The organism is Agrobacterium sp. FDAARGOS_525, assembly GCF_003938925.1.
Lineage (GTDB): Bacteria > Pseudomonadota > Alphaproteobacteria > Rhizobiales > Rhizobiaceae > Agrobacterium > Agrobacterium pusense.
On sequence record NZ_RKIU01000003.1, the window covers coordinates 265,074 to 284,614 of the forward strand.

General features: G+C 58.7%; 17 protein-coding genes. 9 read left to right on the plus strand and 8 right to left on the minus strand.

The genetic code is table 11. The annotated features are described in order from the left end of the window. Positions 1-2: 2 nt before the first annotated feature. Positions 3-2,084 carry a putative bifunctional diguanylate cyclase/phosphodiesterase gene (locus EGT36_RS02490; protein WP_034498846.1) on the minus strand — a complete coding sequence of 694 codons (2,082 nt, stop codon included), beginning with the start codon at positions 2,082-2,084 and terminating at the stop codon, positions 3-5. Positions 2,085-2,386: 302 nt separating this feature from the next. Between EGT36_RS02490 and EGT36_RS02495 the strand changes: the two genes are divergently transcribed. The 5 genes from EGT36_RS02495 (at position 2,387) to EGT36_RS02515 (ending at position 7,687) form a co-directional block, all read left to right on the plus strand. Then, on the plus strand, positions 2,387-2,995 hold the full coding sequence (locus EGT36_RS02495) for a 50S ribosomal protein L25/general stress protein Ctc (RefSeq protein ID WP_004442950.1): 609 nt from the start codon (positions 2,387-2,389) through the stop codon (positions 2,993-2,995). Positions 2,996-3,293: 298 nt separating this feature from the next. Beyond that, on the plus strand, positions 3,294-5,681 hold the full coding sequence (locus EGT36_RS02500; protein ID WP_037089781.1) for an EAL domain-containing protein: 2,388 nt from the start codon (positions 3,294-3,296) through the stop codon (positions 5,679-5,681). A gap of 16 nt (positions 5,682-5,697) precedes the next feature. After that, complete coding sequence (locus EGT36_RS02505) at positions 5,698-6,411, plus strand: substrate-binding periplasmic protein (RefSeq protein WP_037089780.1); 714 nt, start codon at positions 5,698-5,700, stop codon at positions 6,409-6,411. A gap of 99 nt (positions 6,412-6,510) precedes the next feature. Beyond that, positions 6,511-7,227 carry an aminoacyl-tRNA hydrolase gene (gene pth / locus EGT36_RS02510; protein WP_037089779.1) on the plus strand — a complete coding sequence of 239 codons (717 nt, stop codon included), beginning with the start codon at positions 6,511-6,513 and terminating at the stop codon, positions 7,225-7,227. 7 nt (positions 7,228-7,234) lie between these two features. Continuing rightward, positions 7,235-7,687 carry a GNAT family N-acetyltransferase gene (locus EGT36_RS02515; protein ID WP_037089778.1) on the plus strand — a complete coding sequence of 151 codons (453 nt, stop codon included), beginning with the start codon at positions 7,235-7,237 and terminating at the stop codon, positions 7,685-7,687. 3 nt (positions 7,688-7,690) lie between these two features. Here the strand turns inward: EGT36_RS02515 and clpS are convergent, their stop codons facing one another. After that, positions 7,691-8,002: an ATP-dependent Clp protease adapter ClpS gene (gene clpS / locus EGT36_RS02520; protein ID WP_006699463.1), complete on the minus strand. Its 312-nt coding sequence runs from the start codon at positions 8,000-8,002 to the stop codon at positions 7,691-7,693. A 241-nt stretch (positions 8,003-8,243) separates the two neighbouring features. Here clpS and ychF point away from each other — a divergent pair, with 241 nt between their 5' ends. The 3 genes from ychF to EGT36_RS02535 all read left to right on the plus strand — a co-directional run bounded on the left by ychF (position 8,244) and on the right by EGT36_RS02535 (position 10,581). Continuing rightward, positions 8,244-9,347, plus strand: a complete 1,104-nt coding sequence (gene ychF / locus EGT36_RS02525) for a redox-regulated ATPase YchF (RefSeq protein ID WP_004442957.1) — start codon at positions 8,244-8,246, stop codon at positions 9,345-9,347. Positions 9,348-9,643: 296 nt separating this feature from the next. Next, a complete protein-coding gene (locus EGT36_RS02530; protein ID WP_037089777.1) occupies positions 9,644-10,117 on the plus strand; it encodes a MaoC family dehydratase in 474 nt (157 codons plus the stop codon). Beyond that, a complete protein-coding gene (locus EGT36_RS02535; protein WP_004442959.1) occupies positions 10,114-10,581 on the plus strand; it encodes a MaoC family dehydratase in 468 nt (155 codons plus the stop codon). Before EGT36_RS02530 ends, EGT36_RS02535 begins: the two co-directional genes overlap by 4 nt. Before the next feature lie 43 nt (positions 10,582-10,624). Here EGT36_RS02535 and EGT36_RS02540 read toward each other — a convergent pair whose 3' ends face one another. From EGT36_RS02540 to petA, 4 genes are all read right to left on the minus strand, one after another. Beyond that, positions 10,625-11,167, minus strand: coding sequence for an adenine phosphoribosyltransferase (locus EGT36_RS02540; RefSeq protein WP_004442960.1), 543 nt, complete (start codon positions 11,165-11,167; stop codon positions 10,625-10,627). A gap of 226 nt (positions 11,168-11,393) precedes the next feature. Further along, a complete protein-coding gene (locus tag EGT36_RS02545) occupies positions 11,394-12,281 on the minus strand; it encodes a cytochrome c1 (protein WP_004442961.1) in 888 nt (295 codons plus the stop codon). Between the two features lie 22 nt (positions 12,282-12,303). Next, on the minus strand, positions 12,304-13,587 hold the full coding sequence (locus tag EGT36_RS02550; protein WP_004442963.1) for a cytochrome b: 1,284 nt from the start codon (positions 13,585-13,587) through the stop codon (positions 12,304-12,306). 14 nt (positions 13,588-13,601) lie between these two features. After that, positions 13,602-14,180 (minus strand): ubiquinol-cytochrome c reductase iron-sulfur subunit, encoded by a 579-nt coding sequence (petA, locus tag EGT36_RS02555; protein WP_004442965.1) that lies wholly within the window; start codon positions 14,178-14,180, stop codon positions 13,602-13,604. A gap of 309 nt (positions 14,181-14,489) precedes the next feature. Between petA and EGT36_RS02560 the strand changes: the two genes are divergently transcribed. Further along, positions 14,490-15,422 carry an endonuclease/exonuclease/phosphatase family protein gene (locus EGT36_RS02560; RefSeq protein ID WP_125270023.1) on the plus strand — a complete coding sequence of 311 codons (933 nt, stop codon included), beginning with the start codon at positions 14,490-14,492 and terminating at the stop codon, positions 15,420-15,422. 9 nt (positions 15,423-15,431) lie between these two features. On the opposite strand, the gene EGT36_RS02565 is transcribed toward EGT36_RS02560, so the two are convergent. Both EGT36_RS02565 and EGT36_RS02570 read right to left on the minus strand, forming a co-directional pair. Beyond that, positions 15,432-17,300: an ABC transporter ATP-binding protein gene (locus EGT36_RS02565; protein ID WP_037089776.1), complete on the minus strand. Its 1,869-nt coding sequence runs from the start codon at positions 17,298-17,300 to the stop codon at positions 15,432-15,434. Positions 17,301-17,444: 144 nt separating this feature from the next. Beyond that, complete coding sequence (locus EGT36_RS02570) at positions 17,445-19,295, minus strand: ABC transporter ATP-binding protein (RefSeq protein WP_037089775.1); 1,851 nt, start codon at positions 19,293-19,295, stop codon at positions 17,445-17,447. Positions 19,296-19,541: the final 246 nt, after the last annotated feature.

Here is a 19,541-nt window from a genome sequence, read left to right on the forward strand (position 1 = left end):
GGTCAGACCGCCTTGAAGTAACGCCTGCCGGCAGTGACCGCAGGTTCGTCCTCAACGGACAGGAAGGTGTCATCCACGAGGCTGGCAATGGATGTCAGCGGACCGGGCTTGCCGAAAAAGAAGCCCTGCACCTGCAGGCAGCCTTCGCGGCGCAGGAACTCGACATGGGCCTTGGTTTCCACACCCTCCGCAAGCACGGGAATATTCAGGCTATGCGCCAGAATGAGCGTCGAACGCACGATCGCTTCGGACTGCACATTGGTCGACAGCCCGTCGATGAAGGCGCGGTCGATCTTGATCTTGTCGAAAGGGAAACTCTGCAACGTCGAAAGCGAGGAATAGCCCGTGCCGTAATCATCCATCGCGATCTTGACGCCGAGCGCCTTGAGCTTGCGGATGGTGACAAGCGCATGGCGGTGATCGGCGATGATGCTGCCCTCGGTGATTTCCAGCTCGAGCCTTTCAGGCGCAAGGCCCGTTTCTGCCAGGATTTTTTCGACCTTGTCCGGGAACTCGTTATCCGCAAGCTGCTGCGGCGCCACATTCACCGCAATGGAAAGCGATTTTTTCCAGAGTGCCGCCTGCGCGCAGGCTTCTCTCAGAACCCACTCGCCGAGTTCGACGATGAACCCCGTCTGCTCCGCGATCGGGATGAATTCGGCGGGAGAAATCATGCCCCGATCGGGATGGTTCCAGCGCAAAAGCGCCTCGAAGCCGACGATACTGCCGCTTCTGGTGTCGTTCTGCTGCTGGTAATAAAGCTCGAACTCGTTATTGGCGAGGCCGCTACGCATGGCGACGGCAAGCACATTGCGTTCACGCGCGGCCTCATCCATCGATTTGTCGTAAAAGCAGATCGTATCCGAACTGCCGCTTTTTGCCCGGTACATGGCGACATCCGCCTGCGCCATCAGCGTATCGGCATCGATGGAGCCGGTATTGCGGACCGAAATGCCCACACTCGCACCGACCGAAAATGTCTGCCCGTTCCATTCCACCGGTCTGCTGATCTGGTCGATCAGCCTCTGGGCGAATTCGGCGCCATCGGCGCGGGTATAATAGGAATTTGTCATCGCCACGAATTCATCACCGCCCATGCGCGCCAGAAATTCGCCGGCCTTCAGCACGGAACTCGCCCGGTCGGCGATGGTGCGAAGCACGGCGTCGCCCGCCGCATGGCCGTGAACGTCATTGATTTCCTTGAAACGGTTGAGATCGATGGAAAGAAGCGCCGTGTGTGCGCCCAACGAAATATGACGCGTGCGACGATTGAGATGTTCGATGAAGGCTGCCCGGTTGGGAATGCCGGTCAGCGGATCGTGCAGGGAAAGATGGCGATAGCGGGCGACCGCCTGCTGGGTGGACTGGGCGTCGATGACATAAGTGGAAAGCCCCAGCGCCAGCAGCAACAGCGTTACCGCAATGGCGCCTCCGCCCATGATGGCCGGCGGCAGCAGATTTTCAGGAATGACGATGCGCGGGTCGAAGGCGAAAGACATGGAGGCCATGCCGGTATAATGCATCGACGCTATCGCCAGGATCAGAAACGCCACCGCGCTGTACTGGCAGAACCGATTGACGGGCCGCGAGACCCGATTGACTGCAACGGCGCCCAGCACTGCCCCCAGCACCAGGGACGCGATGACATAGTTCTGATCCCAGAAAATCATGCCCTGAACATTGTAGGCCGCCATGCCGGTGTAGTGCATGGCTGCAATGCCGAGACCAAGGATGATCCCGCCGGCTTCCACCAGCACGCTGCGTCCGCCATAGGCAGAAATTCCGAAACCGGCAGTCGTTGTGGTAATCGCAATCAGAAGTGACAGCCCGGTCAGATACGGATCGTATCCCACGTCACCCGCGGCAACATAGCCCAGCATCGCCACGAAATGGGTGGTCCATATCGCCGCGCCGCCATTGACACCTGCCAGAAACAGCCAGTTGACCTTCTGCACCCCCGTCGCCAGACGTGCTTTCGAAAAAAGGCGCATCGACACGAAACTACCGAGCATGCAGACGAAAACCGCTGCGACGGTATATCGATAGTCGTGATCGATGGTAAGGCACTGGAGAACTTTGAGCATTGTCATCTACGCAATTGGAATTTCGCGTAGCCTTATCATTCGCCAAGTTTTCGCCCGGTTTACATGAATGGATAAGCACATATTAAAAGTTGCAACATGCGAGTGAATTAGTACAACCTAATAAACCCGCAAGGCGTGCGATCGAAAAGCAGGCCTCTCTTGTCTTTGTCTCCCGTTTGTATTATAGCGCCCGCACCCGTGTAGACACCCTTGGAGGCAACGCGGGTGGGATGGCGCTTGCCGCCTCCCCAGTTCAGCGCCCGCGGGCATGAACTCTCCATATAACCTCGAAAGGAATTGCCATGAGCAAAGAATCGTATGAGCTCAAGGCCGAGGCGCGCGAACGAGTTGGTAAGGGGTCCTCTCGTGAACTTCGCCGCAACGGTTTGATTCCCGCTGTCATCTATGGTGACAAGCAGGCCCCCATTTCTATCGCCCTGTCCACCAACGAAGTCACCAAGCGTATCCACGCCGGCGGTTTCATGACGACGGTTGCGACGATCGACGTCGACGGCAAGAAGATCAAGGTTCTCCCGAAGGATTACCAGCTTGATCCGGTCCGCGACTTCACCATGCATGTCGACTTCCTGCGCGTTTCGGGCAACACGCTCGTCAACGTCGAAATTCCGGTTCACTTCGAAAACGAAGAAAAGTCGGACATCAAGATCGGCGGCGTTCTGAACATCGTTCGCCACACGGTGGAATTCCACTGCCCGGCCAACGACATTCCGGAAGCCATCACGGTTGACCTCTCCGGCCTGAAGATCGGCGACAGCGTTCACATCTCGAACGTCAAGCTGCCGAAGAACATCACGCCCGTTATCGCCGACCGTGACTTCACGATCGCAACGATCGTTGCCCCGGCAGCAGGCGTTGAAGAAGAGGCAACTGAAGAAGCTTCCGAAGAATAAAATCGGCGGCCGTAAGGCCGGACAGCTTTGAAGAACAAGGCCCGTTCCGTTTCCGGAACGGGCCTTTTAGTTTTTATGAACTTTAAAAACAGAAAGCCCGCTCCCCGCCAGCGATGCGGGCCCTGTTTCAGCGTCGATTAACACTTCCATGAAACGATACCCTTGCGCCCTCATGGAAACACCGGCGGGTCGAGAAATAGCGTGGGGAAAGGGCTCGGCCCGGAATCTGACGCATCTCTGTCCGAAAGGATGAAACAGGGCGCAGCAAGTCTGGGGCAAAGGGTAGCTGCAATCGAACATGGCTCATTCCGTCGAAAGTCGCTTTATCGCGATTGTTTCCGGCGCACTTCTTACAGTGGTCGCCCCGCTCTTCACGCTTTTGCTCACACTTTCCTATAACGAGGCTATTCGCAGCCAGCGCAACCATATCGAAATTCTGCTGTCGACGAATACGCAGGCGCTGGCCCGCCCCCTGTGGGACCTCGATGACGACACGATAAACCAGATTACCGGAACCCTTGTCTCCGATCCCATGATCCGTATGGTCGAGGTCAAGGATACGTCCGGCCAGCTTGATGTCGTTCAGACCGCCGGCAGCGACATCATCCAGGATGCCGCCTCGACGACGCGCGAGGTTATCTACAAGACGACCAAGGGGCCCGTCACGGTCGGCCAATTGACGGTGTATTACGATGATGTCGGTCTTCTGACCTCTCTAAGCCGCACCGAACTGGCCTTTATCACGATTTTCATCCTCGCCATTCTCACCATGGTCCTTGCCGCCATTGCCGGTAACCGCTTCATGGTCATCCGCCCGCTGATGCGGCTGGCCGCGGCAATAGAAGCGACACGACGCCTCGGCTCCCGCCACCACGTCGACTGGCGGTCGAAAGACGAGATCGGCCGGCTGGCGAAAAGCTTCAACGAAATGCAGAGCCAGCTCGAAAAGGAAGAGCTGGAGATAAAGAACGCCCACGCCCGCAAGACGGAAATCTACAACCGCACGCCGGCCATGCTGTTTTCGCTGGACAGGCACGACAGGATCGCCGCCGTCAGCGACTACTGGGTGCAGGCGACCGGTTATGACCGCGCCAGAATACTCGGCCTGAATTTCGCCGACCTCATCCACCCCGATGACCGGACATTATTCCAGGAACGCAAGGCGGCGCATCAGGCGGCTGACACCCAACAGGCAGGCATCACCGTTCGCTTCCACTGCAGGGATGGCAGCGTCATGGATGCCCTTATCCTAGAAAAAGCCCTCGATTCCAGCGATACGGCCCATCACAGCACCTGCCTCTGCGTTATGACCGACGTGACCGAACTTCGGCAGTCGGAAAAGCGCAATCGCCAGCAGGCCATTTCCGACCATCTGACCGGCCTCTTCAACCGTCAGGGCTTCGAGGCCATCCTCGACCTGCAGATTCGCGATGCGGACAGGAACGGCAGCGAACTCGCGTGCCTGTTCATAGATCTCGACCGGTTCAAGGCCATCAACGACAATCTCGGTCACGCCGCAGGCGATGCCGTTCTGCGCGAATTCACATTAAAACTGCAGCCGCTGCTGACACCGCTGGACAGCGCCTCGCGTCTGGGCGGAGACGAGTTCGCAATCCTGCTGGCCGGTGACAAGGTGGAAGAGCGCGCCCTGCAGTTCTGTGAGCGCATCTGCACCCTGCTGGACACTCCATTTGAAATCGAGAACAACAGCATCCGCCTCAGCGCCAGTATTGGTATGGCGGTCTACCCCCTTCACGCCGCGAGTGCCTCCGAGCTTCTGCAGAACGCCGACATGGCCATGTATACCCGCAAGCGGACGGGCAAGAACGGCTCCCAGGTCTTCGACAGCTCGATCATGGACAGGGCCCGCGAACATGCGGAACTGGAACGGGATATCGCGCAGGCGCTTTCCGAAGACTGGTTCGAGGCCTATTTTCAGCCAATTCAAAACATTGCAACCGGCCAGACAGCGGGTTTCGAGGCCTTGCTGCGCCTCAACCATCCGGATAAGGGGCTGCTTTCCCCTGCTGCCATCATCAGCCTTGCGGAAGAGAACGGAACCATTCACCGTATCGGCAACGTGATCCTTGATCAGTCGGTCGCCAATCTCGCCAGGCTGTCGCGCCTGCCGGGCATGGCGCAAACCTATGTGGCGGTGAATTTTTCGCCATTGCAGTTCGAACCGGGACTGCCGACACGCATTGCCGGACTGTTGCACCGGCACGGCATTCTTCCCGGGCGGCTGGTCATCGAAATCACCGAAGCGGTCATCATGAAGGACGATCCGCAGATCCGGGCGATCCTCACCGCCATCCATCAGCTGGGTTGCCGCATCGCGCTGGATGATTTCGGCACGGGTTACTCGTCGCTCAGCTATCTCAGCCGCTTTCCGGTCGATATTGTAAAAATCGACCAATCCTTCACCCGCTCGATCTGCGACGATACGGTGGAAATCCGGCAGCGCAACCGCATGCTGGTCGAAGGTATCGCAGCCATCTCGCACAAGATGAATTGCGTTGTCATCGCCGAGGGTGTCGAGACGGAGGAGCAGAAGCTGCTTCTGGCGGATATGGGTGCCGATTATGGCCAGGGTTACTTTTTCGCTCGCCCGCAGCCCGTCGAGCGGCTGATTGCCGCCTATGAGGCCGGGTCTGGACAAAGCCGCACAGCGGCGCGACAAGCCTGAGCCGCGGGGAGTAGTTATGGGATTGATCCGCTTTTGCCTGGTCTTTCTTGCTCTTGCCAATCCCGTCTGCGCGGCCAAGCTTTTCCTGACCACGGAAGTCTACCCGCCCTACAACCTGCAGGGCAGTGACGGCAGCGTACGCGGCGTCTATTTCGACCAGCTCAAGATCATTCTTGAGGACACCGGCACCAGCTACGAGGTCGCCGTCATGCCGTGGGCCCGGGCGATCGCCCTTGCCACAACACAGCCGATGCATTGTGCCTTCGCCACGGCGCGGACCGCCGAGCGGGAAAAGCTCTTCAAATGGGTCTCGCCAATCCATATCGATCGCAACATTCTCGTGGCGCGGCGCAAGGCGAATATCAATGTCCTGAGCCTCGAAGACGCCAAGAAATACCGGGTTGGAACCCAGCGCGGCGACTACACCGAAACCCTTCTGGAAACGCTCGGTTTTCCGCAGGTGGATGTCGGCGCGGATTTCGAGATCACGCTTCACAAGCTGACGGCCGGACGCATCGACCTTATGCCCATGTCGGAAAGCACCTTCAAAAGCCTGCCGGCGCACACTTTCAGGGAAGTGATAACGCTGTCGAGACAGCAGCTTGGGCTTGCCTGCAACAAGAGCGTGCCGGACGAGGTTATCGCGAAATTGCAGGCCCGTCTCGATGAGCTGATCGCCGACGGGACACAACAGCGGATCTTCGACCGTTACGATCTCATCAGGCCCTGAGCGTCGGCCGGCATTGCCGCAACCCCACAAAAAGATTGACAGCCAGCGGATTTCAGGGTGGTGACAACAGCATCATCAGGCACAACGCGGACATGCTTCATGAAGATCATCGCAGGACTTGGTAATCCCGGCACGCAATATGCCGGAAACCGGCACAATATCGGCTTCATGGCGGTGGATGCGTTACAGCGCCTGCCTTCGTTCGCGCCCTGGTCAAAGAAATTCAAGGCCGAGATTTCCGAAGGCGAGATCGCCGGAGAAAAGGTCCTGCTGATGAAACCGCAGACCTATATGAACCTGTCGGGCGAATCCGTGGGCGAAGCGATGCGCTTCTTCAAACTCACGCCGGCGGACATCATCGCCATCCATGACGAACTCGATCTTCCGGCCGGGCGCGTGCGCATCAAGACCGGCGGCGGTCACGGTGGCCATAACGGCCTGAAATCGCTCGACGCCCATTGCGGCAAGGACTACCGACGCCTGCGCCTCGGCATTGGGCATCCCGGTGACAAGGAGCGCGTGCACGGCCATGTGCTGGGGGATTTCGCCAAGGCCGACCGGGTCTGGCTGGAGCCGCTGCTGGATGCGATTGCCGACAACGCCACCATGCTGGTGAAGGCTGAGGATTCCCAGCTGATGAACAAGCTGGCGCTGGCCACGGGCAGCAAGCCCGAAGCCGAGAAGCCGGCCAAGGCAGCCAAACCCGCCGCGCAGTCTCATATCCACCAGGCACGCAACAGCGCCCAGCCTAAAAAGCTGCCGGAGACCGGGCCGATGGCCGAGATGCTGAAGCGGATGTTCGGCAAGAAGGATTAGATCGCGAATGTCTTCGAAGACCATCGCTCCGCGCGAAGCCGGAACCAGCGATCTGGCTGGATTGCTTGATCTCTACCGGGCGCTTAATCCATCCGACCCGGAAATGACGACAGAAGAAGCAAAGACGGCTTTTGCGGCAATGCTCGCCCAGCCGGGTCTGACCGTGTTTCTTGCGACCGAAGGCGAGGAAGCGGTCGCTACCGCCACGCTGCAGATTGTTCCAAATCTCACGCGCGCCGCCCGTCCCTATGCTCTTATCGAAAACGTGGTGACAATGGAAAACCGTCGCGGCCACGGATATGGCCGCGCGGTCGTGCGCCATGCCGTCGAGGCGGCTTTTGCGGCGAATTGTTACAAGGTGATGCTGCTGACAGGGCAACAACGCCCGGAGGTTCACGCCTTTTACGAAAGCTGCGGCTTCGTGCAGAACAAGACCGGCTTCCAGATCCGGCAGGATTGATGCTCACTCCTCCGGCTCGGTCGTGAACATCAGCGGAAATCCCGCTTCCTTGCCGAGATCGGTCGCCTCCTTGGCCTTCGTCTCGGCAATATCACGTTCGCAAACGACGACCACCGCGCTGCCGAAACGGTGCGCCGTCATCATCACCCGGTGGCCGGCCTCCTCGCTCATGCGGAACACGGCTTTCAGCACCACAGTCACGAACTCACGTGGCGTATAGTCGTCATTCAGCAGAATGACCTTGTAGAGCTTCGGCCGCTCCAGCTTTGGCTTGACCTTCGGTTTTGGTTTGAGATCGACAGGACTGTCGCTCATCGTGGCCGCTCGTGCCTGCCGTTCATCGCGGTTGCTCATGGGAAAACCCCGTTGATGACGAAAGATCGATCGCTTGACCCGCTTATATTGCGCCGCAACCACGCCATCGGCAAGTCTGTCAGGAATTCCTCGCCTTTAAGAAGCCTTTGCCGGCCCAAATCGACCCGCGGGCTTGACCTTCCCCCGCCCTTTCCGCAAAAGGCTCCTCAACGAATTCTTTCAAACGGACAGGTTTCAAGCCATGGGCTTCAAATGCGGTATCGTTGGATTGCCGAACGTCGGCAAGTCCACTCTTTTTAACGCGCTGACGAAAACGGCCGCCGCACAGGCCGCCAACTATCCCTTCTGCACCATCGAACCGAATACCGGCGAAGTGGCGGTGCCCGATGCGCGCATGAAAATCCTTGCCGACATCGCCGGCTCGAAGGAAATCATCCCGACCCGCATCTCCTTCGTCGATATTGCCGGTCTGGTTCGCGGCGCATCGAAGGGCGAGGGTCTCGGCAACAAGTTCCTCGCCAACATCCGCGAAGTCGATGCCGTCGTACACGTGCTGCGCTGCTTTGAAGACGACGATATCACCCATGTCGAAGGCCGCATCAACCCGGTTGGCGATGCCGAAACGATCGAGACCGAGCTGATGCTCGCCGATCTCGAAAGCCTGGAACGCCGCGTCGAACAAACGCGTAAGCGCGCCACCAGCAAGGACAAGGAATCTCTGGCCCAACTGCCTGTCATGGAAGCCGTCATCGCGCTGCTCACCGACGGAAAGCCGGCACGCCTGCTTTTGAAGACACTGGCGGACGAGGAAATCGAAATCCTCAAAGGCCTCAACCTTCTGACATCGCACCCGGTGCTTTATGTCTGCAACGTCTCGGAAGCCGACGCATCGTCCGGCAACGAGCACACCGCAGCCGTCGCAGAAATGGCGAAGCAACAGGGTGCGGAATGCGTGATCATCTCGGCGGCGATCGAAGCCGAAGTCGCACAGCTTCCAGCCGATGAAGCTGAAGAATTCCTCTCGGCCCTTGGTCTTAACGAGGCCGGCCTCGACCGGCTGATCCGTGCGGGATACCACCTGCTCGACCTCATCACCTATTTCACCGTCGGCCCCAAGGAAACACGCGCATGGACGATCGTGCGCGGCACCAAAGCACCCGCCGCCGCGGGCGTCATCCACAGCGATTTCGAACGCGGCTTCATCCGCGCCTTCACCATCGGCTTTGACGATTACGTTACCTACAAGGGCGAAGTCGGCGCCAAGGAAGCTGGCAAGGGACGCGACGAAGGCAAGGAATATGTGGTTCAGGACGGTGACGTCATCCACTTCCGCTTTAATACCTGATTTGATCTGAACGGGCTTGCTTCTTTTATGGGGCGGGCCTAGCCGCTTGTTTCTTCTCCCCGACCGGGGAGAAGATAGCCCCAAGGGTCGGATGAAGGGCAACGTTGCCGCAGCTCGCTACCTTCGCCCGCTCATCCCGCTGCCGCGACCTTCTCCGCGGCGGGGGAAGATGCAAGACGCATCCGCTCGCTCCATAGCGCCTTCCCGCTCCGATATTGCGCCACCGATTTGACCTTTACGTAAAGGGAAAAATCCTCTTAGATGCGACGGTATTGACTGTGCGAAGGGAGGAAACCATGGCGCCGGTCGCGACCTATGCTTACGAGGATTTCACGGTAGGGCGGGAGTTTCCGCTTGGACCGCAACCGATCTCCGCAGGGCAGATCATTGCTTTCGCCAGCGAATTCGATCCGCAACCCATGCATCTTTCCGAAGAAGCAGGCCGCCAGAGCATTCTTGGTGGGCTTGCAGCTTCCGGCTGGCACACCTGCAGTCTGCTGATGCGGATGATGGCGGACAGCTATATCTCGGATTCGACGTCGCAGGGCAGCCCCGGCATCGACTACGTTGATTGGAAGAAGCCGGTTCTGGCAGGAGATACGCTTTCTGGGAAATCCATCGTGCTGGAGCAGCGCCCTTCGGCTTCGCGCCCCGGTATCGGCCTCGTGAAATTTCGCCACGAGCTTTATAACCAGCGCGGCGTTCTGGTGTCGCACGGCGAAAACACCGTGATGTTCCTGATGCGCGGCAATGGAGGTATTGCGGCATGAGACTGGCAGAACTCTCCCCGATCGGCGAACGAGTGACCCTCGATACGCTGCATTTTTCGGCCGAAGACATTATTCGCTTCGCCCGCGATTTCGATCCGCAGCCATTTCATCTTGATGCCGAAGCCGCAAAGAACAGCGTTTTCGGCGCACTTTGCGCATCTGGATGGCACACTGGTGCAGGCTGGATGAAGTGTTTTCTCTCGTACTGGGCCAAAGAGGTTAAAAGACTGAAGCTTGAGGGCCTTGAACCGCCAAAACTCGGCCCTTCACCGGGCTTTCGCGAACTTAAATGGAAAAAGCCGGTCTTCGCGGGAGACGATGTCACCTACTTCGTCACCCTGCTCGATACCCGGGCGCTGGAATCCCGGGCCGGTATCTGGCTGAACACCACATTTAACGAAGGGGTCAACCAGTCGGGAGAGACCGTCCTGACTTTCCAGAGCGGGGTTCTGGAATTCGAGTAAGCCAGCTTCGGGGCATGTCATTGCGACCTGCCCCACCCGCCGCTCAATGACCGGAAAATTCCACCAGAGTCCGTACCTCGACACCGAGGTCCTCGAGTTTCTTGCGGCCGCCGAGATCAGGCAGATCGATAACGAAGCAGGCGGAGACGATCTCCGCGCCCATCTGGCGCAAAAGCTTGACCGCGCCCTCGGCAGTCCCGCCGGTCGCAATAAGGTCATCGACCAGAATGACCTTTTCACCCGGCTGCACCGCATCAACATGCATTTCCATTTCATCGACGCCGTATTCCAGGCTATAGGCAACCCTTACCGTGGCATGCGGGAGCTTTCCCTTCTTTCGGATCGGCACGAAGCCGGCAGAAAGCTGATGCGCCACCGCGCCGCCCAGAATGAAGCCGCGCGCTTCCATGCCCGCGATCTTGTCGATCTTCGTTCCCGCATAAGGTTGTACGAGTTCGTCCACGGCGCGGCGGAAAGCGCGGGGATTGCCAAGCAACGTGGTGATGTCCCTGAAGATGATGCCCGGCTTCGGATAGTCGGGAATGGAACGGATGGCAGCGGAAAGCTCCGAAGCGATAACGGTCATGGTATTTCCAGTTAAAAATGGGAAATGGATGGTTCAGGCCACCCTATCAACTTGACGGCGGCGCACCAACTAAAAAGGACCGGCGCAACCTTCGGCCAACGCCGATTGGTATGGAGCATCGCAAATCCGCATCTTGTGAACGACAACCAGGTCAATGCCAGACTTCAAGTAAAAAGGCCCCCATGGAGACCATGGGGGCCGATGACTGCCGGCACCGTAGTGCCGATCAATGTTCCTTGTTGGCGTAGACCGATTTCTTGGTGAGATAGATCAGCGCGGTGAAGATGAACAGGAACACCATGACCATGAAGCCGGTGCGCTTGCGCTCTTCCAGATGCGGTTCTGCAGCCCACATCAGGAAGGCGGCCACATCCTTGGAATACTGATCCACGGTCTGCGGCGCGCCATCGTCGTAAGTCACCTGATCGGCGCTGATCGGCGGCGCCATCTTCAACGCGACCGCGCTGACGAAATACGGATTGAAATGTGTGCCTTCGGCCACTTCAACACCAGCCGGCGGGTCCTGATATCCGGTCAGCAGCGCATGGATGTAATCCGGGCCGCCCTCCTGATAACCGCCGACGATCGGGATCATGTCGATGATGAATTGCGGGAAACCACGCTCCACGCCGCGCGCCTTGGCAAGCAGCGACATGTCTGGCGGTGCGGCGCCACCATTGGCGGCAGCAGCCGCCTCATGGTTCGGGAATGGCGACGGGAAATGATCTGACGGCACGGCCTTGCGATTATACATTTCGCCGTCGGCATTCGGACCGTCCTGCACTTCATATTCAGCGGCGAAAGCCTTTACCTGCTCTTCCGAATAGCCAAGATCCTCCAGCGTACGGAAAGAGACAAGGCTCATGGAATGGCAGGCCGAGCAGACTTCCTTGTAGACCTTGAGACCACGCTGCAGCTGGCCCTTGTCATATTTGCCGAAAGGACCGGCAAATGACCAGCTCTGCTCCTCGGGCTTGATCACCGGGAAGTGGCCCCCGGCAATCGCATGTTCCGTCTTGGTGGCGAGGTCATGGCTCTCCTCCGCCGCCGAGGCGACGGTGAAGGAACAGCCGATGGCGGCGAAAAGCGCGATGCTCGTTACAAGCTTCTTCATTGTCGTCATCCTTCCTTCGCGCTCAGATTTCGGCAGCCGCAGGCGCGGCACCCGACTTGGCGGCGTTCTTTTCGAGAACGGCCTCGGTAATCGAATTCGGAATACGCCGGGGCGTTTCGACCAGACCGAGGATCGGCATGATGACGAGGAAGAAACCGAAGTAATAAAGCGTGCCGATCTGCGACATGATGACGTAGGTGCCTTCCGCCGGGCGCGAACCCAGCCAGCCGAGCATGATGGCGTTCACCACGAACAGCCAGAAGAACATCTTGTACCAGGGACGATAGACGGCGGAGCGAACCTTCGACGTATCGAGCCAGGGCAGGAAGAACAGCACGACGATTGCGCCGAACATCACGAGAACGCCACCCAGCTTGGAGTCGATGACCCAGATGTTGAAGGTGATGGCGCGCAGCATGGCGTAGAACGGCAGGAAGTACCATTCCGGAACGATATGCGCCGGGGTCTTCAAGGGATCTGCCATGATGTAGTTATCAGGGTGGCCAAGGAAGTTCGGCATGTAGAAGACGAACCAGGCATAACCGATCAGGAACACGGAAACACCGAGCGCATCCTTCAGCGTCGCATAGGGCGTGAAGGGAACGGTGTCGGTCTTGCTCTTCACTTCGACGCCGGTAGGATTGGTCTGGCCGGTGACGTGCAGCGCCCAGATATGCAGGATAACGACGCCCGCAATCATGAAGGGCAGCAGATAGTGAAGCGCAAAGAAGCGGTTCAGCGTCGGCTGATCCACGGCAAAGCCGCCGAGCAGGAACTGCTGGATCCATTCGCCGATGGCAGGAAACGCCGTGAAGAAGCCGGTGATGACGGTCGCGCCCCAGAAGGACATCTGACCCCAGGGCAGAACATAGCCCATGAAGCCCGTCGCCATCATCAGCAGGAAGATGACGCAGCCAAGAATCCAGAGGATTTCACGCGGCGCCTTGTAGGAGCCGTAATAGAGGCCACGGGCGATGTGCAGGTAAACCGCGATAAAGAAGAACGACGCGCCGTTGGCATGCATGTAGCGCAGCAGCCAGCCGTGGTTGACGTCGCGCATGATCTTTTCGACGGAATTGAAGGCAACCGTCGTTTCGGCCGCATAATGCATGGCCAGCACGACGCCGGTGAGGATCTGCACGATCAGCATGACGGAAAGCATCGCGCCGAAAGTGTAGGCGTAGTTCAAATTACGCGGGACAGGATAGGCAACGAAGCTGTCATAGATCATGCGCGGCAAGGGAAGCCGCGAATCGATCCACCTCTCGATGCCGGTAGACGGCTGATAACTGGAATGACCACTCATGAATATCTGTCCCCTTATCCGATCTTGATCACGGTATCGGATGTGAATGCAAATGTCGGGATGGCGAGGTTCTGCGGCGCCGGACCCTTACGTATGCGGCCCGCCGTATCGTAGTGCGAGCCATGGCAGGGACAGAACCATCCGCCGAAATCGCCGGCCTGGCCGAGCGGAACGCAGCCGAGATGGGTGCAGGAACCGACCATGACGATCCAGTTTTCCTTACCCTCGCCGGCGGAACGGTCGATATCGGTCGCCTGCGCGTCGGCGGCAATGTTGGCGTTGCGCGCCACCGGATCCTTGAGTTCGCCAAGAGCGACCGCCTTGGCTTCCTCGATTTCCTTTTCCGTGCGGTTGCGGATGAAAATCGGCTTGCCGCGCCACTTGACGGTAAGTGACATGCCCGGCTCGACCGCCGCGACATCCACTTCGATGGAGGCCAGCGCCAGCGTCGATGCATCGGGGCGCATCTGGTCAATGAAAGGCCATGCAACTGCGGCGGCACCGACGGCGCCCGCCATTCCTGTCACTAGATAAAGAAAATCGCGACGGGTCGGTTCACCCGAAGCGTCGTGATTGGTTACGTGCTCGCTCACCGCTACACCATCCTCTGCGCTGTTTTTGCCGTAAATCGCATGAGTCCTCCCGCTATGATTTGATCCAGGACAATCTCCGTCCCACCGTCCTGGACACAACTGCGGCATCAAGAAACCGCGTCACTCTGTGTGATCGCAAAATATTGACCGACTTGGCAAGAGCAAAGCACACAAAGCTGCCGTAATTCTGCCCGAAGCGCCCGATTTGCTTCTCATTTTTTCGCCGCCTCTGGCAGTCGGGCAACATTGTGCACCCAAAGGCGCCATGTTAGGAGACTACGAGGGAGAGCTTGGAAAGCAGGGATTCGGATGACGGCGAAGCTCTCGTGCATGGTTTCCACGGCGGTTGCTGCCGTTCTCGTCATTGCAAGTCTGCGCTACATTATCGATTTCTGGCTTCTTGCCTTCGTCACCAGCTTCCAGCTTCATATCGCCATCATCTGCATCCTGTTGTCATGGCTGGTATTTTGGCTCATGCGCGACGCCTTTTCCGCCGTGCTCTTGGTCTGGTCGATTGCGCTCGCCGTCCATGCGGTGGCCATGCTTCTGGATTTTTCGACATCGGCCACGGCCGCACCGGATGCGCAGCCGTTCCGGCTGCTTTCTTTCAATGTTCTGATGGATAACGCCGCCAATGCGGAGGTTATTGCCGACGCGATTGTCGAATCACACGCCGATGCGGTTTATCTCTTTGAAGCGGACGCCCTGCAATCGGCTCTGCCGCGTCTGCAACAGACATATCCGCACAGGCTGGGCTGCTTCGAGGGAACGCCGGGCTGTGACCTCGTGATCCTGTCGAAGCGGCCTTTGCTCGAAGGCCATTTTCATAGTCTTAGCGACCTGCGCCGCGACCGTTTCGCGATCGCCAAAATCGATCTCGACGGCAGGGAAGTCACGCTTGCCGCGGCACATCTTACCAAGCCCTATTTCGACGATTATCATCGCGACGAGCTGGACGAGGTCAGCGAAATTCTCTACCGCGTCACCGGGCCGCTCATTCTTGCAGGAGACTTCAATTCGGCAAGCATCGCTCCCGATATGCGGGATTTTCTGGCCGCCAACGATCTCAGGAAAGCCCCCTGGGAGCCCGCGACTTGGCCAACGGAAGCAGGACGTTTCGGCATAGCCATCGACCATATCTTCGCCCGTGAACCGGCAACGCTGATAAAAACCACGCGCCTGCCGGACAGTCTCGGCTCTAATCATTACGGCCTGATGGCCGACTTCATGATCGGCAAATAGCGCCGCGCTTTACGAGATCGCCTCGTCTGCCGCGAGAAACCCGCCCGATTGCCGCGCCCAGAGCTCCGAATAGAGTCCGCCCCGCGAGACCAGTTCCGAATGTGTGCCCTGCTCGACGATGCGCCCCTGATCCATCACGATCAACCGGTCGAGCGCCGCGATGGTCGAAAGGCGGTGGGCGATTGCCAGCACCGTCTTGCCCTGCATCAGCTCGTCCAGATTACTCTGGATCGCAGCCTCTACCTCGGAATCGAGCGCCGAGGTCGCCTCATCAAGCACGAGGATTGGTGCATCCTTCAGCATCACACGGGCAATGGCGATGCGCTGGCGCTGGCCGCCGGAGAGTTTCACCCCGCGTTCGCCCACATGGGCGTCGAAACCGGTGCGTCCGCGCTGATCCTCCAGCCGCTTGATGAAGTCGTCCGCCTTGGCCCGTCGCGTCGCCTCCTGCAATTGCGTTTCGCTGGCGTCGGTGCGGCCGAACAGGATGTTGTCCCTGATAGAGCGATGCAGCAGCGAGGTGTCCTGCGTAACCATGCCGATATGGGCCCGCAGCGATTCCTGGGTTACCCCCGCAATATCCTGCCCGTCGATGAGAATGCGTCCTTTCTCGACATCGTAAAACCGCAGCAGCAGATTGACGAGGGTGGATTTTCCCGCGCCGGAGCGTCCGACGATGCCGACCTTTTCCCCTGCCCTGATGTCGAGATTGAGATGGTCGATGACGCCGTTCTTTCGGCCATAGTGGAAACTGACATTCTCGAAACGAATGCTCGGTTTTTTAACTTCCAGCATAACCGCGTCAGGCGCATCGACCAGACCGATCGGCTGAGAGATCAACTCGGCGGCGTTCTGCACCGTGCCGAAATTGCGCATGATGCCGTTGAACTGCGTCATCAGGCGCCCCAGCAGGAAATTGAGACGCAGCACCAGCGCCAGCGTGAAGGCCACCGCACCGGAACTGATCTTGCCGGAAAGCCACAGATCGATGCAGAGAGCCGCCATGGACGTGATCATAACGCCTGACAGCAGCGCCATCGATGCCCGCACGCCGGTAATGAACCGCGTGAACGTCATCGTCGCACGCTGAAAGATATCGAAGCCCTGCCGCATGTAGCGGTCATTGGCGTCGTCGCGCCCGAACAGCCGCAGGGTCTGGATATTGCTGTAGGCATCTACCATGCGGCCGGAAAGCATGGAGGCGGCTTCCGCCGTTTCTTTTGAATGATAGCGGATGCGCGGCACGAAATAGCGCGCCAGCAGCGAGAAGATCGCCACCCAGACAACGACGACGACCGCAAGCCGCCAGTCCAGCCCCCCGATCAGAAACAGCATCGAGACGGAATAGATGCCGACGAACCAGACGCTTTCCATCAACGAGGTCACAAGGTCGCCCGCCGCCTGCCCGCCGGACCAGACCTTGGTGACGATGCGGCCGGAAAAATCGTTCTGGAAAAAGGTCAGCGACTGCCGCGCCACATGCATGTAGGATTGCCAGCGCACCAGATTGTAGAAGCCGGGCGTGATGATCTGCTGATCCACCAGCGCCGTCAGCATTGTGACGATGAAGCGGATGACGCCGATCAGGACAAGCATGCCGACGAGTTCGCCGCCATGGGTGGAAAGCAACCCGGCCCAGCCTTCTTCCGGTTTTACCGTCGAGAGAATATCAACAAGCCGACCGACGAACCAGAAAAGCGCCGCCTCGATGGCCGCAGTCAGCCCACCCAGCACCAGCATCGCAAAGAACGGCGCTTTCGCCTGCGAAATATAGAACCAGATGAAGGCGAACGTGCTTTCCGGCGGCCGCAAATCGTCCTTGCGGTCGAAGGGCTTTATCCAGTTCTCGAAATACTCGAAGATGCGGGTAATGAGCATGATCCGGATATAGGCGGATTCCCGGTGCGGGAACAGCCGCGGAGGCGACGGTGAGAGATTATATTTCGGTAACGTTCGGGAAATGAAAAAGGCGGGAATAAAAGACGGAGGGCGGGAACCCTGTTTCCCGCCCTCCGTCTTTCCTTACTCCGCGGCCGCTTCCGCCTCGTGATCGGCGATGAAGCCGCCGGACTGGCGCCGCCACAGATCGGCGTAAATGCCGCCCATTGCCACCAGTTCCGCATGGCTGCCCGCTTCCACGATCCGGCCCTTGTCCAGAATGATCAGCCGGTCCATTTCGGTCAGCGTCGAGAGACGGTGGGCGATGGCGATCACCGTCTTGCCTTCCATAAGCGAGAACAGGTTCTCCTGAATTGCCGCCTCGACTTCTGAATCGAGCGCCGAGGTCGCCTCATCAAGTACCAGAATCGGCGCGTTCTTGAGGAAGACGCGCGCAATTGCGATACGCTGGCGCTGGCCGCCCGACAGTTTCACGCCGCGTTCACCTACCTGGGCATCGAGGCCCTGGCGACCATGCATGTCGACCAGCGTTTCGATGAAATCCCAGGCATTGGCACGCTTTGCTGCCGCAATCACCTGCTCGTCGGTGGCTTCCGGATGACCATAGGCAATGTTGTCGCGGATCGAGCGGTGCAGCAGCGACGTATCCTGCGTCACGACACCGATCAATTCTCGCAGGCTGTCTTGCGACACCTTGGAGATGTCCTGACCGTCGATGGTGATCCTGCCGCCTTCCAGATCGTAAAAACGCAGCAGCAGGTTCATCAGCGTCGTCTTGCCCGCCCCCGAACGACCGACAAGACCAACTTTCTCGCCTGGCTTGATGTCGAGCGTCAGCCCGTCGATCACGCCCTTGTTCTTGCCATAGTGGAAGCGGACGTTGTCGTAGCGGATGCCGCCCTGCGGCGCGGCAAGCTGAGGCGCCTTCGGAACGTCGACGATGTCATGCGGCTTCGTCATCATCGACATGCCGTCATAGACCGTGCCGATGTTTTCGAACAGCGACGTGACTTCCCACATGATCCACTGGGACATGCCGTTGACGCGCATGGCGAGGCTGATGGCGATGGCAACCGAACCGGCCGTCACCGAACCCTGCATCCAGAAATAAAGACCGAGCGCGGCCGTCGAAAACAGAACCACCGCATTGTTGAGGTCGATCAGGATGTTGAAGCCGGAAATCTTGCGCATCTGGCGGTGAACGGTTCCGAGAAACACGTTCATGCCCTCACGCGCGTATCTCTCCTCGCGGCCCGCATGGGAAAACAGCTTGATCGTCGAGATATTCGTATAGCTGTCGACTATCCGGCCCGTCATCATGGAGCGCGCATCGGCCTGCTCCTGCGCCAGCCGGCCGAGCTTGGGCACGAAATAGGCGAGGATACCCATGTAGATACCCAGCCAGACCAAAAGGGGGATAACCAGTCGCCAATCGGCAGCCGCGACCATGAACAGCATCGAAACGACAAAGCTGATCGCGTAGACGAAGACGTCGATGACCTTCAGTGCCACTTCGCGGATCGCCAGCGCCGTCTGCATGACCTTGGTCGAAACCCGGCCGGCAAATTCATTGGCGAAAAACGTCATGGAATGGCGCAGCAGGAAACGGTGCATTTTCCAGCGCGCAATCATGCCGAAATTGCCGGCAAGCGTCTGGTGCATCGTCATGGTGTGGATCGCGCCCATCAGCGGCAGCAGAAACAGCACCAGCCCGGCCATGATGATCAGATGCCAGCCCTCATCGGCAAAAAACGTCTCACGATTGGCCGTGGAAAGCCAGTCGACGATATTGCCGAGGAATTTGTAAAGCATCGCTTCCGCAACGGCGATGCCCATCGACATCAGGCCGAGCAGCAGCAGCCACGGCCAGGCGGGCTTTACATAATGCCACAGGAACGGCAGAAGCGTCTTCGGCGGCACGGAAGGCGTCGAAGACGGAAAGGGATCGAGACGTTTTTCAAACCAGCCAAACATAGGCCAAGCTCCGGCAATAAATCGCCCCGTCGTCAAAGGTAAGCGGACGCAATATGGCCCACGACGGAACGGAAAAGTCTTTGAACATGGCCGTGACAGCCACATGACGAATCGGAATATGGGAAACGCGGCCGAGCCGCGGAGTAACACCTAGGCCAGCAGCAGCACTACTGGGGCCGGGAGGCGAATACGAATGTCATTTGGCATAAGAACCTCCCTTGGCTGGTGTTGAAGATATGGCCTTGT